Annotated in this window: 10 protein-coding genes; 7 read left to right on the top strand and 3 right to left on the bottom strand. The window is 74.6% G+C overall.

Annotated features, from left to right (window positions below; all coding sequences use genetic code 11):
- The first annotated feature begins 50 nt into the window (after positions 1-50).
- Positions 51-467 (top strand): cobalamin B12-binding domain-containing protein, encoded by a 417-nt coding sequence (locus ACQY0Z_RS03135; RefSeq protein WP_189898766.1) that lies wholly within the window; start codon positions 51-53, stop codon positions 465-467.
- A 260-nt stretch (positions 468-727) separates the two neighbouring features.
- Here the strand turns inward: ACQY0Z_RS03135 and ACQY0Z_RS03130 are convergent, their stop codons facing one another.
- Positions 728-2,362, bottom strand: coding sequence for a DUF5691 domain-containing protein (locus ACQY0Z_RS03130; RefSeq protein WP_381731007.1), 1,635 nt, complete (start codon positions 2,360-2,362; stop codon positions 728-730).
- A 124-nt stretch (positions 2,363-2,486) separates the two neighbouring features.
- Entirely contained in the window at positions 2,487-3,563 is a 1,077-nt protein-coding gene (locus ACQY0Z_RS03125) for a hypothetical protein (protein ID WP_439811807.1), read from the bottom strand.
- Positions 3,564-3,697: 134 nt separating this feature from the next.
- Between ACQY0Z_RS03125 and ACQY0Z_RS03120 the strand changes: the two genes are divergently transcribed.
- The 6 genes from ACQY0Z_RS03120 to sucD all read left to right on the top strand — a co-directional run bounded on the left by ACQY0Z_RS03120 (position 3,698) and on the right by sucD (position 12,295).
- Entirely contained in the window at positions 3,698-4,834 is a 1,137-nt protein-coding gene (locus tag ACQY0Z_RS03120) for an ATP-binding protein (RefSeq protein WP_254585315.1), read from the top strand.
- Positions 4,831-7,170: a DUF5682 family protein gene (locus tag ACQY0Z_RS03115; protein WP_254585314.1), complete on the top strand. Its 2,340-nt coding sequence runs from the start codon at positions 4,831-4,833 to the stop codon at positions 7,168-7,170. The genes ACQY0Z_RS03120 and ACQY0Z_RS03115 overlap by 4 nt, the downstream gene beginning before the upstream one ends.
- Positions 7,167-8,345, top strand: coding sequence for a VWA domain-containing protein (locus tag ACQY0Z_RS03110; RefSeq protein WP_439811806.1), 1,179 nt, complete (start codon positions 7,167-7,169; stop codon positions 8,343-8,345). The genes ACQY0Z_RS03115 and ACQY0Z_RS03110 overlap by 4 nt, the downstream gene beginning before the upstream one ends.
- Positions 8,346-8,446: 101 nt before the next feature.
- Positions 8,447-9,625 carry a hypothetical protein gene (locus ACQY0Z_RS03105; RefSeq protein WP_439811805.1) on the top strand — a complete coding sequence of 393 codons (1,179 nt, stop codon included), beginning with the start codon at positions 8,447-8,449 and terminating at the stop codon, positions 9,623-9,625.
- A 576-nt stretch (positions 9,626-10,201) separates the two neighbouring features.
- Positions 10,202-11,383, top strand: coding sequence for an ADP-forming succinate--CoA ligase subunit beta (sucC, locus tag ACQY0Z_RS03100; RefSeq protein WP_189898756.1), 1,182 nt, complete (start codon positions 10,202-10,204; stop codon positions 11,381-11,383).
- A gap of 27 nt (positions 11,384-11,410) precedes the next feature.
- On the top strand, positions 11,411-12,295 hold the full coding sequence (gene sucD, locus ACQY0Z_RS03095; protein ID WP_189898755.1) for a succinate--CoA ligase subunit alpha: 885 nt from the start codon (positions 11,411-11,413) through the stop codon (positions 12,293-12,295).
- Positions 12,296-12,388: 93 nt separating this feature from the next.
- On the opposite strand, the gene ACQY0Z_RS03090 is transcribed toward sucD, so the two are convergent.
- Positions 12,389-13,645: a helix-turn-helix domain-containing protein gene (locus ACQY0Z_RS03090; RefSeq protein WP_439811804.1), complete on the bottom strand. Its 1,257-nt coding sequence runs from the start codon at positions 13,643-13,645 to the stop codon at positions 12,389-12,391.
- Positions 13,646-13,680 lie beyond the last annotated feature (35 nt).

Raw genomic sequence — 13,680 nt, 5'->3', positions numbered from 1 at the left:
GTGCGGTACTGGTCGATACGGATGGATGTAGTCGCTTCATGGAGGCAGTGATGGGTGTGGCAGCCGGTCCGATCCGCGTGGTGGTGGCCAAGCCGGGGCTCGACGGCCACGATCGCGGGGCCAAGGTCATCGCGCGGGCCCTGCGCGACGCCGGTATGGAGGTGATCTACACCGGGCTCCACCAGACCCCCGAGCAGATCGTCGACACCGCGATCCAGGAGGACGCCGACGCGATCGGCCTGTCCATCCTCTCGGGCGCGCACAACACGCTGTTCGCGAAGGTCATCGACCTGCTGAAGGAGCGGGACGCGGAGGACATCCTCGTCTTCGGCGGCGGCATCATCCCCGAGGCGGACATCCCCCCGCTGAAGGAGAAGGGCGTCGCGGAGATCTTCACGCCGGGTGCGACCACGGCGTCCATCGTGGACTGGGTACGGGCGAACGTGCGGCAGCCTGCGGGGGCGTAGGAGCAGGCGCGGGGGCGCTGCGGTGGGCGTTCCCGCCGGGCAGTCCCAGGCGGGCGCGATGAGGGCGTGCGGTGCCGGTGCGGCGAAGGCCGCGGGGCCTGGTGCTTGCGGTGTCCGCCGGGCGGGAGCCGTTGGCGCCGGGGTGACGACGGGCGGCGGGATGCCGGTCTCCGGGCGTCGGCGCCGAGGACGTCCACCGTCGGCGTATGGGCCGTCGCCCCGTCCGGGTCGGGCGGTGAGCCGGGAGGTGACCGGACCGGTCAGGGAGCCGGCTCCTCCGGAGCCAGTTCCGCCAGCATCGCGCCGCGCAGCCGCAATGTGGTCACCAGGCGCTGGAACGCCTCCGACCAGTAGCTCGCGGCGCCGGGGGCCGCGTCCTCCGGCTCGTCCGGTATCGCCAGCAGCGCGTCCAGACGGCTCGCCTCGGACGGGTCGAGGCAGCGCTCGGCCAGGCCCATGACTCCGCTGAAACTCCATGGATAACTCCCTGCGTCCCGCGCGATGTTGAGCGCGTCGACCACGGCCCGCCCGAGCGGCGGGGCCCAGGGCACCGCACACACCCCGAGCAGTTGGAACGCCTCGGACAGGCCGTGCGTCTCGATGAACCCGGCCACCCACGCCGCCCGTTCACCGGCGTCCAGGGTGGCCAGCAGCCGGGCGCGCTCGGCCAGGGACACCGCCCCCGGGCCGCCCGCCTCCGGCGCGGACGGCTCCCCGAGCAGCGCCCGCGACCATGCCGCGTCCCGCTGCCGCACCGCCGCCCGGCACCAGGCCGCGTGCAGTTCGCCCTGCCAGCCGTCGGCGACCGGCAGCGCCACGATCTCCTCGGGCGTACGCCCGCCGAGCCGCCCCGGCCAGGTCCCAAGGGGCGCCGCCTCCACCAACTGGCCGAGCCACCACGACCGTTCCCCGCGACCGGCCGGCGCCGTGGCCGCCACACCGTCCCGCTCCATCGCCGCGTCGCACTCGTGCGGCGCCTCCACGACGATCGTCGGCACGTCCCGCGTACGGTCCACCGCCACGCACGCGGCGGCCCGCACCGCCATCCGCCCGGCCAGCGCCGACGCGGGCAGCGCCGACAGCAACTCGGCGGCCGTCGCCCGGACGTTGCGGCTGCGGTCGGCCAGCGCCCGCTCCAGGAAGGGCTCGTCGTCCGGGCCCAGTCCGGCGCGCAGGGAGTCCAGGAACATCAGCCGGTCCTCGGCCCGCTCCGTCGCCCACGTCTCCTCCAGCAGGGCGCGCGCGGCGGCCGCGTCACGGGAGCGCAGGACGGTGAGCAGCGTGACCCGCTCGGCGAAGAGACCCTCCTGCCAGAGCCGCCGTATGCCCAGCGGGTCGCGGAGGTCGGGCGCCGAGGGGCCGCCGCCGGGGGCCGCGCGCAGGGCGAACCGCCAGTCCGGGTTGAGCCTCGCCAGCCACAGCGCGCGCGGGCCCGCGAACCGCAGCGCCGCCGGACGCAGGTCGGTACGGCCCCGCGCGGCGTCGAGCAGGGCGGGGAGTGCTTGCGGGGGCGCCGCGTAGCCACGGGCGTTCGCCGCCTGGAGCCACTGCGGGAGCAGTTCCATCAGGTCCGGCGCCGCGCCCCGGCGGCCGCCGCCGGACGCGCCGGGACGGTCGGCGAGCAGCACCGCGAGCCGTCGTGCGGCGGCGGGTGGGAGTGAAGGGCGCGGGTCCTCGGGGGCCGGTCGCAGCCGCTCGGCCGGCCGCGCGGGGCGGAGCCCGGCCCGTCGCCGTACGGTCACCGCGGCGGCCGCGTCGAGCAGGTCCGACGGCGCCTTTGCTCCGGGCGCCGTGCCCGGCGGGGTGCGCCGGTCGGTGCCCAGCAGAGCCGTGGTCACCAGATCCTCCCAGTGGTCCGGGAGGGACGCGGCCACGGTGGCGGTCGTCCTGCTCATGAGCTTCCTTTCCGACGGGGGTCCCGGTGCGGTCGAAGACTCACGCGCACCGAGTGTCCAGTGATGTCCGAAAGATGCATGGGGGTGGCGGGGCCGGAGAGGGCTGAGGGGGAAAAGTGGCTGGTCAGCACAGGGGCACCGCCTCTCCCGGACCCGGCGGCCAGGCCGCCAGAGGAGTGAACCCCCGGGGTCCGCACTCGCCGAAGACCCGGACCGGGGCGCCTCCGGACAGGGCGGCCAGCCGCCACAGCCCCGGGCGGGACCGCGCCGCAGCGGTGACCGGCAGGGCGTGGTCCTCGTCGGCGTCGGCCAGCTGCCAGCCGTCACCGTCCGGGACCGGCATGACCCGGTCCAGCGTCACCGGGACCGACTCCCGCCACGGGTCGTCGCGCAGCGCGGCGCCGTAGCGGGCGAGCGCCCCGGACGTCGTCGTGCCCGGCGGGCGCACCGCCGTCGGCGCGGGCGCCCCGAACCGCTCGGCCAGCGCCATCCGAGGCTGCCCGGCCCCGGGGTAAGGGGTCAGCTCCGCGTCGACGGCCAGCCCGACCGGGAGCGTCAGGTCGGGGGCGCGGCCGGCCGCCCCGTAGGAGAGGAGCAGCGCGGTACGGCCGGACGCCCTGCCGTGCAGCCAAGTACGACGAGTGGTCAGGCGGCTGTCGGAGATGTCGTACCGGGCGAGGACGAGCCAGTCGTCGCGGATCGCGGGTCCGTCCGGCGACGCGGTGAGCCCGACCCGTGAGCGGACGGTCGCGGCGAGCGGCTCGGGCAGCCGGTCGCGCCGCAGCCAGGCCTGCGCCAGGAGATGGAGCAGGGCGCACTCCTCCAGCAGACGCACGGGGGCGTCGGCCCCGGCGCTCGCGAGCGATCCCAACTCCCGGACCTTGTTGGCCAGTCCCGGGGCCTGAGCGTCGACCATGCGGGCGGCGGTCTCCTCCCAGAGGGAGGCACCGGCCTGCTCGGCGGAGATCAGCCCGCCACGCAGGAGGTCGGCCAGGCGCTGCTCCAGCTCGGTCGCCCCTGCCGTGATCCGCTCGGCGCGGCGCCGGGCCCGCCGTAGGGCGGCGGGGGACACGGGCGGTGCGGGGGTGGGAGCTTCACCCCCAGCCGTGTCGGACACGGGCTCGCGCAGCTCGTCGGACGTGGCGTCAAGTGCCCGCTCCGGCACCTGGGTCGCGGTCCTGCATCCCCCCTGATCAGTCATGTCCTCGACGGTAGGTCCCGGCACTGACAGTCGGCGTCGCGAGGGCATGTGTGCAGGTCGGGGGCGATTGTCAGTGGGGTGGTGCACGGTGGGTGACAGATCCGAACCGGCCGAGCTGGAGGGGGGACCCAGCCATGTCTGTGTCCGCAGAACCGACGTCCGTCGACCCGCGGCGGAACGGCAACGGGCCCGCGGACACCCTGCGTCCGCACGCCGAGCACGCCTTCGCGGACGAACTGGCCGCGCTGGCGACCCAGGACGACCGCCCGCGCCCGGCCCGCTGGCGTCTGTCGCCATGGGCCGTCGCCACCTACCTGCTCGGCGGGACGCTGCCGGACGGCACGGTCATCACCCCCAAGTACGTAGGCCCGCGCCGGGTCGTGGAGGTCGCGGTGACCACCCTCGCCACCGACCGCGCCCTCCTGCTGCTCGGCGTGCCCGGCACCGCCAAGACCTGGGTCTCCGAGCATCTCGCCGCCGCCGTCAGCGGGGACTCGACGCTGCTCGTGCAGGGCACGGCCGGCACCCCGGAGGAGGCCATCCGCTACGGCTGGAACTACGCCCGGCTGCTCGCCCACGGCCCCAGCCGTGACGCCCTCGTCCCCAGTCCCGTGATGCGGGCGATGGCGGAGGGCAGGACGGCCCGCGTCGAGGAGCTGACCCGGATCCCGGCCGACGTCCAGGACTCCCTGATCACGATCCTGTCCGAGAAGACCCTGCCGATACCGGAGCTCGGGCAGGAGGTGCAGGCCGTCCGCGGCTTCAATCTGATCGCCACGGCCAACGACCGGGACCGCGGCGTCAACGAGCTGTCCAGCGCCCTGCGCCGCCGGTTCAACACGGTGGTGCTGCCGCTGCCGGAGACACCGGAGGCGGAGGTCGACATCGTCACGCGGCGTGTGGAGCAGATCGGGCGGTCGCTGGACCTGCCGGCGGTGCCGGACGGCGTCGACGAGATCCGCCGGGTCGTCACCGTCTTCCGCGAGCTGCGCGACGGCGTGACCGCCGACGGCCGGACCAGGCTGAAGTCGCCCAGCGGCACGCTGTCGACGGCCGAGGCGATCTCCGTCGTCACGGGCGGGCTGGCCCTCGCCGCCCACTTCGGCGACGGCGTGCTGCGGGCCGGCGACGTCGCCGCGGGCGTGCTCGGGGCGGTCGTCCGCGACCCGGCGGCGGACCGGGTCGTCTGGCAGGAGTACCTGGAGACCGTCGTCCGGGAGCGCGACGGCTGGTCGGACTTCTACCGGGCCTGCCGCGAGGCCGGCGTATGAACGGAGTCCAGGCACAGGGTGCCGGGGAGCCGCTGCTGCTCGGTGTGCGGCACCACGGGCCGGGGTCGGCGCGGGCCGTGCGGGCCGCGCTGGAGGCATCCCGGCCAGGCGTCGTGCTCATCGAGGGCCCGCCCGAGGCCGACCCGTTGATCCCGCTGGCCGCGGCGGAGGACATGCGCCCGCCGGTCGCCCTGCTCGCCCATGCCGTGGACGAGCCCGGCCGGTCGGCGTTCTGGCCGCTCGCCGCGTTCTCCCCGGAGTGGGTCGCGCTCCGCTGGGCGCTGGAGCACGGGGTGCCCGCCCGTTTCATCGACCTGCCGGCCACCCACACGCTCGCCTGGGAGCGGGACGAGGAGGACGAGGAGAAGCCAGGGGAGGACGCCCCGGACGAGGACGTGCGGATCGATCCGCTGGGGGTGCTCGCCGACACCGCCGGGTACGACGACGCCGAGCGCTGGTGGGAGGACGTCGTCGAACACCGGGGCGCGGGAAAGGGGGACGCGCTCGCGCCGTTCACGGCCCTGGAGGAGGCCATGACGGCGCTGCGGGAGACGTACGGCAGCGGCGGGCACGGGCGGGACCGGATCCGTGAGGCCCATATGCGGCTGCGGATACGGGACGCGCGGCGGGAGTTCGGCGGCGGCGTCGCCGTGGTCTGCGGGGCGTGGCACGTGCCGGCGCTGCGGCGGCGTACGGGAGTGACGGCCGACCGGGCGCTGCTCAAGGGGCTGCCGAGGGTGAAGACGGATGTGACGTGGGTGCCGTGGACGCACCGCAGGCTGTCCCGGGCCGGCGGGTACGGCGCGGGCATCGCCTCGCCCGGGTGGTACGCGCATCTGTTCGCCGCCCCGGACCGGCCGGTCGAGCGGTGGCTGACCAAGGTGGCGGGACTGCTCCGGGCCGAGGACCAGCCTGTGTCGCCCGGGCACGTCATCGAGGCGGTGCGGCTCGCGGAAACCCTCGCCGCGCTGCGGGGCAGGCCGTTGCCCGGCCTGGGCGAGGCCACCGATGCCGTGCGGGCGGTGATGTGCGAGGGCTCCGACGTGCCGCTGGCGCTGGTGCGCGACCGGCTGGTCGTCGGTGACGTGCTGGGGGAGGTGCCGGACACGGTGCCCGCGGTGCCCTTGCAGCGGGACCTGGAGCGGACCCAGCGCCGGCTGCGGCTCGGACCCGAGGCGGACGAGCGGGAACTGGACCTCGACCTGCGCGAGGAGACCGGCGCGGAGCGCAGCCGGCTGCTGCACCGGCTGCGGCTGCTCGGCATCGATTGGGGACGCCCGGCCGCCCCGCGCTCCGGCACCGGCACCTTCCGGGAGACCTGGCGGCTGCGCTGGGAGCCCGAACTGGCCGTGCGCACCGCCGAGGCGGGGGTGTGGGGGACGACCGTGCCGGCCGCCGCGACCGCCAAGGCGGAGGCGGACGCGGTCGCCGCGCGCGGCCTCGCCGACGTCACCGCTCTCGCGGAGCACTGCCTGCTGGCCGCCCTGCCCGACGCCCTGCCGGTGGTGATGCGCGTCCTCGCCGACCGTGCCGCCCTCGACACCGACGTCGCCCACCTCGCGCAGGCGCTGCCCGCCCTGGTCCGCTCGCTACGCTACGGCGACGTCCGCGGCACCGGCACGGCCGCCCTCGCCGAGGTCGCCGCGGGCCTCGCCGAGCGGGTCTTCGTCGGACTGCCCCCGGCCTGCGCAGGGCTGGACGCCGACGCGGCCGAGGAGATGCGGGGCCATGTCGACGCGGTGCACGGCGCGCTGGGCCTGCTGGGCGACGTTCCCGCGGCGCGCGACGGGAGACTGCGTGCCCGCTGGCGGGCCGTGCTGCGGACGCTGTCCGCACGGGGCACCGTACCGGGGGTGTTGCGCGGGCGGGCCGTGCGGCTGCTGCTCGACGAGGGCGAGCTGGCGCAGGACGAGGCAGCGCGGCTCATGGGGCTCGTGCTGTCGCCCGGCACGCCCCCGGCGGACGCGGCCGCGTGGATCGAGGGGTTCGTCGGAGGCTCCGGCGGCGGGCTGCTGCTGGTCCACGACGAGCGGCTGTTCGGCCTGGTCGACCGGTGGCTGACGGCGGTCCCGGCGGAGGCGTTCACCGACGTGCTGCCGCTGCTGCGGAGGACGTTCTCGGCGTACGAGCCCGGGGTGCGGCGCACGCTCGGCGAACTGGTCCGCCGGGGGCCGGGACGGCACGACCGCACGGACACCGTCGCGGCCGGGGCGCCCGGCTTCGGGCCGGGCGTGGACGAGTCGCGGGCGGACGCCGTCCTGCCGGTGCTGCGGCTGCTGCTGGGGCCGGACGGCGACGAGGAGACGCACGGGGAGCGAATGGAGGTGCGGCGATGACGGACGACGCGGCGGGGGAGCGGCTGCGCCGGTGGCGGCTCGTGCTCGGCGGCGACACGGCCGACGGCACCGGACACGCGCTGTCCGGACAGGACGCGGCGCTCGACGACGCCCTCACCGCCCTCTACGGCAAGGACGACACCCCCACGACGGGGCGTGAACGGGCGGGCGGACTCGGGGCGTCGGCGCCGTCGGTGGCGCGCTGGCTCGGCGACATCCGCACGTACTTCCCCACCTCCGTCGTCCAGGTCATGCAGCGCGACGCCATCGACCGGCTCGGCCTCGGCACGCTGCTGCTGGAGCCGGAGATGCTGGAGGCGGTCGAGGCGGACGTGCACCTCGTCGGCACGCTGCTCTCCCTCACCAAGGCGATGCCCGAGACGACGAGGGAGACGGCACGCCAGGTCGTCCGCAAGGTCGTCGAGGACCTGGAACGGCGGCTCGCCACCCGCACCCGGGCCACCCTCACCGGCGCCCTCGACCGCAGCGCCCGCGTCCGCCGGCCCCGCCACCACGACATCGACTGGAACCGCACCGTCGCCGCCAACCTCCGGCACTACCTGCCCGAGCACGGCACGGTCGTGCCCGAGCGGCTCGTCGGCCACGGACGCGCCTCGCGGTCGGTGAAGAAAGAGGTCGTGCTCTGCGTGGACCAGTCCGGGTCGATGGCGTCGTCGGTCGTGTACGCCTCGGTGTTCGGGGCGGTCCTCGCGTCCATGCGGGCGGTCGCCACCCGGCTCGTCGTCTTCGACACGGAGGTCGTCGACCTGACCGAGCGTCTGGACGACCCGGTCGACGTCCTCTTCGCCACCCGGCTCGGCGGCGGCACGGACATCAACCGGGCCCTCGCGTACTGCCAGTCGCGCATCACCCGGCCCGCCGACACGGTCGTCGTGCTGATCAGCGACCTCTACGAAGGAGGGATACGCGACGAGATGCTCAAGCGGGTGGCGGCGATCAAGGCGTCCGGCGCGCAGTTCGTGTCGCTGCTCGCCCTCTCCGACGAGGGCGCGCCCGCGTACGACAGGGAGCACGCGGCGGCCCTCGCGGCGCTGGGCGCGCCGGCGTTCGCCTGCACGCCCGACCTGTTCCCGGAGGTGATGGCGGCGGCGATCGAGAAACGGCCGCTGCCGGCACCCGACGCGGGGACCGCCGGACCGGACTCCCCGCGCTGAAAACGGACATGAGTGCGCATCGGTGACACGGGGGTTGCGGAACTGAGGGCATCGCGTGCAAGGATCGGGGGCGTTCGATCGAGGACCCGTGAAGGTGTCCGGTGGTCCCCGCAGTCCTGAGAGGGAACGCCCTGTCGACCTGGTCAGCAACAGCCGTGCCCGAGGCCGCCGCGCGCGTGGTGCGCGCCGCGGCCCGCAGGCGTGCGGCTCGGCTGGCGCTGGTGGCGGGGGCGGTGTTCGCCCTGGGAGTGCTGTTCGGGGAACAGGCCGAGGCCGCGGACGGCCGGCCGTCCCCCGTTGAAGAGGTGGTGCGGGTCGACGCCGGGGGCGTCGGGTCCGTGCTGGACGGCCTCACGGCGGCGGGTGACGCGCCTGCGGTCCGGAAGCCGGCCGGTGGTGCGGGGCGCCTGGCGGATGACCGAGGTCCACGATCGGCCGCGCGGCCCGCGGCTGAGACGCGGTCCGGTCGGCAGGCCGTGGCCCGGTCGGGCACACCTTCCCTGGCCACGCCGGGCGGCCAGGTCGCGCCACCCCGGGCCGAGTCCGGTGCGCGGTCGGGGAAGCGGCCGGGCTCGCTGTCCCTCGGCGAAGTGGTGCGCGGCGCGGACGAGCGTGTGGTGCGACCTGTCGTCGAGCGGGTCGTGCAACCTGTGGTGGAGCACCCGGCCCCCGTGGAGACGCCTCTCGAGCGCGTCGTCCGGCCCGTCGGACAGGTGGTCCGTGGCGTGACCCGGGAACTGGGCGCCGTGACCTCCGCCCTGCCCGCCGTACCGCTCCCCGTGCCGGAGCAGCCCGCCGTGGTGCCGCCTCCGGTGTTGCCGGGGCTTCCCACCCTGCCGGCGACCCTCCCCGGGCTCGTGGAACCCCCCGCACAGCTCCTCCCCGCTCCCGTCGCCCCCGCCGGTCAGGCGCCCACGCCCCCGTCGGCCACGGCGGACACCCCCGCCGTACCCGTACCGGCTGCCCACGGCCCCCGGCCCTCCGCGGCCACCCCCGCGACCGCCTCCCAAGCGACCCCCACCACCCCCCGGCCCGCTCATCAGGCGACCCCCGCCCCGCCCCAGGCGCCCCCCGCCCCCGCCCCCACCGGCGACGGAAGGAGCGACGGCCCCCTGGGCAGCCGGACTGCCGCCGATCAGGGCGCCGCCCGGCACGCCGACGCCGGCGCCGTGCCCGCCGCCCACCGGCCCGTGCCCCGGCTCGTGCCGGGTGCCGCCGCGCCCGCGGAGACGCCCCGCACGCGCGAGCACAGCCGGGACGTGCACGTCCCGCCCGCCTAGGCCGTACGGCGAGCCCTCCCGCGCAGGCGCGCGCAGCCGTCCGTACGGACAGAATCCCCGTCCCGGCCCGAACCCGCCGTGGACCGGCCGTCCCGGCGTTCGCCGTTGCGCACCCGCCTGTCACCCGTTACTGACTCACGGGTAACAAAGGACTCCGCGGGGCATCAGGACCCGGACTGCCGAAAGCCGTCGGTTCGTCCGGCCGCGACCTCGCGGAGGGGAGGCCGGCCCTCATTGGGGAATGGGGGCGGGCCGCCCCGCAATCCCGGACCACGGGCGTCACGGCCCCGTCCGGGTTGTTCGGCAGGGCCTCACCGGGCCAACCCCAGCCCGGTGAGGCCCCTCACGCGCGGCACGCGGTGCCGGAGAAGCCGACATCATGTGACAGGTATCACCGCTCACGTGTGACTCGCGATTTAGAGGCTCCCCCCAAGCGGCGATAACCTGCGAGACGGACATGCCGCGCGCTCGGACACCGTGTGCGCCTCCCTTGTGACAGAGCGGACGTCACGTTGCCCTTCGCGGCACGCCCACGCATCCAACGAACCGCGAGATCACTGATAGGGACGGAAGCGCGTGGACCTGTTCGAGTACCAGGCGAGGGACCTCTTCGCCAAGCACGATGTACCGGTGCTGGCCGGTGAAGTCATCGACACGCCTGAGGCGGCCCGCGCAGCCACTGAGCGTCTCGGTGGCAAGTCCGTCGTCAAGGCCCAGGTGAAGGTCGGCGGCCGCGGCAAGGCCGGCGGCGTGAAGCTCGCCGCCACCCCCGACGAGGCCGTCGCCCGCGCGACGGACATCCTCGGCATGGACATCAAGGGCCACACGGTCCACAAGGTGATGATCGCCGAGACGGCCCCGGAGATCCTGGAGGAGTACTACGTCTCCTTCCTCCTCGACCGTGCCAACCGCACCTTCCTCTCCATCGCGTCCGTCGAGGGCGGCATGGAGATCGAGGAGGTGGCGGCCACCCGTCCGGAGGCCGTCGCCAAGATCGCGATCGACGCCATCGACGGCGTGGACGAGGCCAAGGCCCGCGAGATCGTCGAGGCCGCCAAGTTCCCGGCCGAGGTCGCGGACAAGGTCGCCAACGTCCTGATCAAGCTGTGGGACACCTTCATCAAGTCGGACGCCCTCCTCGTCGAGGTCAACCCGCTGGCGAAGGTCGCCTCCGGCGAGGTCATCGCCCTGGACGGCAAGGTGTCGCTCGACGACAACGCCGAGTTCCGTCACCCCGAGTACGAGGAGCTCCAGGACAAGGCCGCGGCGAACCCGCTCGAGGCCGCCGCCAAGGAGAAGAACCTCAACTACGTCAAGCTCGACGGCGAGGTCGGCATCATCGGCAACGGCGCGGGTCTCGTCATGAGCACCCTGGACGTGGTCGCGTACGCCGGTGAGAAGCACGGCAACGTCAAGCCGGCGAACTTCCTGGACATCGGCGGTGGCGCCTCCGCCCAGGTCATGGCCAACGGTCTCGAGATCATCCTCGGCGACCCGGACGTCAAGTCCGTCTTCGTCAACGTCTTCGGCGGCATCACCGCCTGCGACGAGGTCGCCAACGGCATCGTCCAGGCCCTGAAGCTGCTGGAGGACCGCGGCGAGAAGGTCGAGAAGCCGCTCGTCGTGCGCCTCGACGGCAACAACGCCGAGCTCGGCCGGCAGATCCTCACCGACGCCGACCACCCGCTGGTGCAGCGCGTCGACACCATGGACGGCGCGGCCGACAAGGCCGCCGAGCTGGCCCACGCCGCCAAGTAAGCACTCAGGACGAGGACACAACACACCATGGCTATCTGGCTCAACAAGGACAGCAAGGTCATCGTCCAGGGCATGACCGGCGCCACGGGCATGAAGCACACCAAGCTCATGCTCGGTGACGGCACCAACGTCGTGGGCGGCGTCAACCCGCGCAAGGCGGGTCAGACCGTGGACTTCGACGGCACCGAGGTACCCGTCTTCGGCAGCGTCAAGGAGGCCGTCGAGAAGACCGGCGCCAACGTCTCCGTCATCTTCGTGCCGGAGAAGTTCACCAAGGACGCGGTCGTCGAGGCCATCGACGCCGAGATCCCGCTGGCCGTCGTGATCACCGAGGGCATCGCCGTGCACGACACGGCCGCGTTCTGGGCGTACGCCGGCAAGAAGGGCAACAAGACCCGGATCATCGGCCCGAACTGCCCCGGCATCATCACCCCGGGCGGCTCGAACGTCGGCATCATCCCCGGCGACATCACCAAGCCGGGCCGCATCGGCCTGGTCTCGAAGTCCGGCACGCTGACGTACCAGATGATGTACGAGCTGCGTGACATCGGCTTCTCGACCGCCGTCGGCATCGGTGGCGACCCGATCATCGGCACCACGCACATCGACGCGCTCGCCGCGTTCGAGGCCGACCCCGACACCGACCTCATCGTGATGATCGGTGAGATCGGCGGCGACGCCGAGGAGCGGGCCGCGGCCTTCATCAAGGAGAACGTGACCAAGCCGGTCGTCGGCTACGTCGCGGGCTTCACCGCGCCGGAGGGCAAGACCATGGGTCACGCCGGCGCCATCGTCTCCGGTTCCTCCGGCACCGCGCAGGCGAAGAAGGAGGCCCTCGAGGCCGCCGGCGTCAAGGTCGGCAAGACGCCGACCGAGACCGCCAAGCTGGCGCGCGCGATCCTCGCCGGCTGAACCGCCGGCGCGACAGCGCATCGTACGGGTGGGCCCGTTCCCCTGGTGGGGGACGGGCCCACCCGTCGTTTGCCGTACGTACGTGGCGGTGGCTCAGCGGGCCTGGGGAGTGAGGCGTTCCGGGCCGTCGAGCAGGGCCTTGCGCAGCTGGTCGCGCAGCTCCCGCTGCTCGTCCGAGAGCGGGCCCGGCGCCACCCGCGGCGGCACGCCCCGCACCGTCTCGCCCGGCGGCACGGGCGGCTCGTAGTGCGTGGGCGCCGTGTGCAGGGTCATCGCCGTGCTGCCGATGAGGACGACGGTCACGGCCGCCGCCGTCCGCGTCCACAGGCGCGCCCGGCGCTCGCTGCCGACGCGTACGGCCGCCGGCTCCGCCGCCCGTGTCCGCCCGGTGGACGCCAGTTCCGCGAGCCGGTCGTGCAGCTCACCTGGATCGGCCAGTTCCGGCATCCGCTCCGCGAGGACCTCCCTCGCGTACATCAGCCGCCCGGCCGCGGCCCGCGTGCTGGCCTCCGTCTCCGCCGCCGTGTCGGGCAGGTCCAGGCCGACGCCGTCGTACAGGACGAGCGTGCGGCGGTACGGCGGCGGGAGGCTCAGCAGGGCGTCCAGCAGGGCGCGGTCGGCCTCGTCGGGCGGTGGGGGCTCGGGGTGACGGTAGCGGCGGCGGAAGCGGTGCCAGGGGGAGAGGGCCCAGTTGTGCGAGGCAGCCCGCACCCACCCGGCCGGGTCCGGATCGCGTGCCACCTCCGGCCAGTGGTCCCACGCCCGCTGGAAGGCCCTCTCCACGGACTCGTGCGCGAGGTCGCGGCGCCCGGTGAGGAGGTACGCCTGCCGGACGAGGGCGGGGGCGCAGTACGCGTACAGCGCGTCGAAGGCCTGGGCGGGCGTCAGATACGGTCCCGCGTCCCGGCCGACGGGAACGGACCCTGATGCGCGCTCCCGCCCGGACGGGCGCAGATGCCGAGCCCAGGAGGGGCGCGGGCGCTCACGCCGCCGAGGCACGGGTTGCTGCTCCGAGGCGGCGCTGCTCCCCGGGTCCTCTTCTGACGGCGTGTCCGCCCCCGTCGGGGTCAGATCGAACTCCGTGGGGTCCGAGGCCGTCTCTTGGAACGTCACCCCCTCTGCGCCCTCCGGTGTCTGACGGGCGGTGTCCTCCGCCCACGTGGACAGAAGTTCGGCGTACGCGACCCTGTTGCGCCCCCGAGGTGTGCTGCGGCCCGACTCCCAGGCGCGCACCGTGTCGGGGCGTACCCCGAGCCGCTCCGCGAGCTGAGCGCGTGTCAGTGCGTGGGCCTCCCGCAGGCGTCGGCGTTCGTTCGGCGGGGGCAGCGGAGGGGCAGGGCTCCGCGTCACTGGGCGTCCCTCAGTACAGAAAAGTACATAAACGT

Origin of the sequence: Streptomyces sp. P9-2 (assembly GCF_051903975.1) — a bacterium.
Lineage (GTDB): Bacteria > Actinomycetota > Actinomycetes > Streptomycetales > Streptomycetaceae > Streptomyces > Streptomyces cellulosae.
This window is presented reverse-complemented; position numbering and strand designations above follow the sequence as displayed.

What these genes read in the sequence shown, in the direction of transcription:
- ACQY0Z_RS03135 (WP_189898766.1), top strand. Translation starts at nt 51, where the DNA reads ATGGGTGTGGCAGCCGGTCCGATCCGCGTGGTGGTGGCCAAGCCGGGG.
- ACQY0Z_RS03130 (WP_381731007.1), bottom strand. Translation starts at nt 2,362, where the DNA reads ATGAGCAGGACGACCGCCACCGTGGCCGCGTCCCTCCCGGACCACTGG.
- ACQY0Z_RS03125 (WP_439811807.1), bottom strand. Translation starts at nt 3,563, where the DNA reads ATGACTGATCAGGGGGGATGCAGGACCGCGACCCAGGTGCCGGAGCGG.
- ACQY0Z_RS03120 (WP_254585315.1), top strand. Translation starts at nt 3,698, where the DNA reads ATGTCTGTGTCCGCAGAACCGACGTCCGTCGACCCGCGGCGGAACGGC.
- ACQY0Z_RS03115 (WP_254585314.1), top strand. Translation starts at nt 4,831, where the DNA reads ATGAACGGAGTCCAGGCACAGGGTGCCGGGGAGCCGCTGCTGCTCGGT.
- ACQY0Z_RS03110 (WP_439811806.1), top strand. Translation starts at nt 7,167, where the DNA reads ATGACGGACGACGCGGCGGGGGAGCGGCTGCGCCGGTGGCGGCTCGTG.
- sucD (WP_189898755.1), top strand. Translation starts at nt 11,411, where the DNA reads ATGGCTATCTGGCTCAACAAGGACAGCAAGGTCATCGTCCAGGGCATG.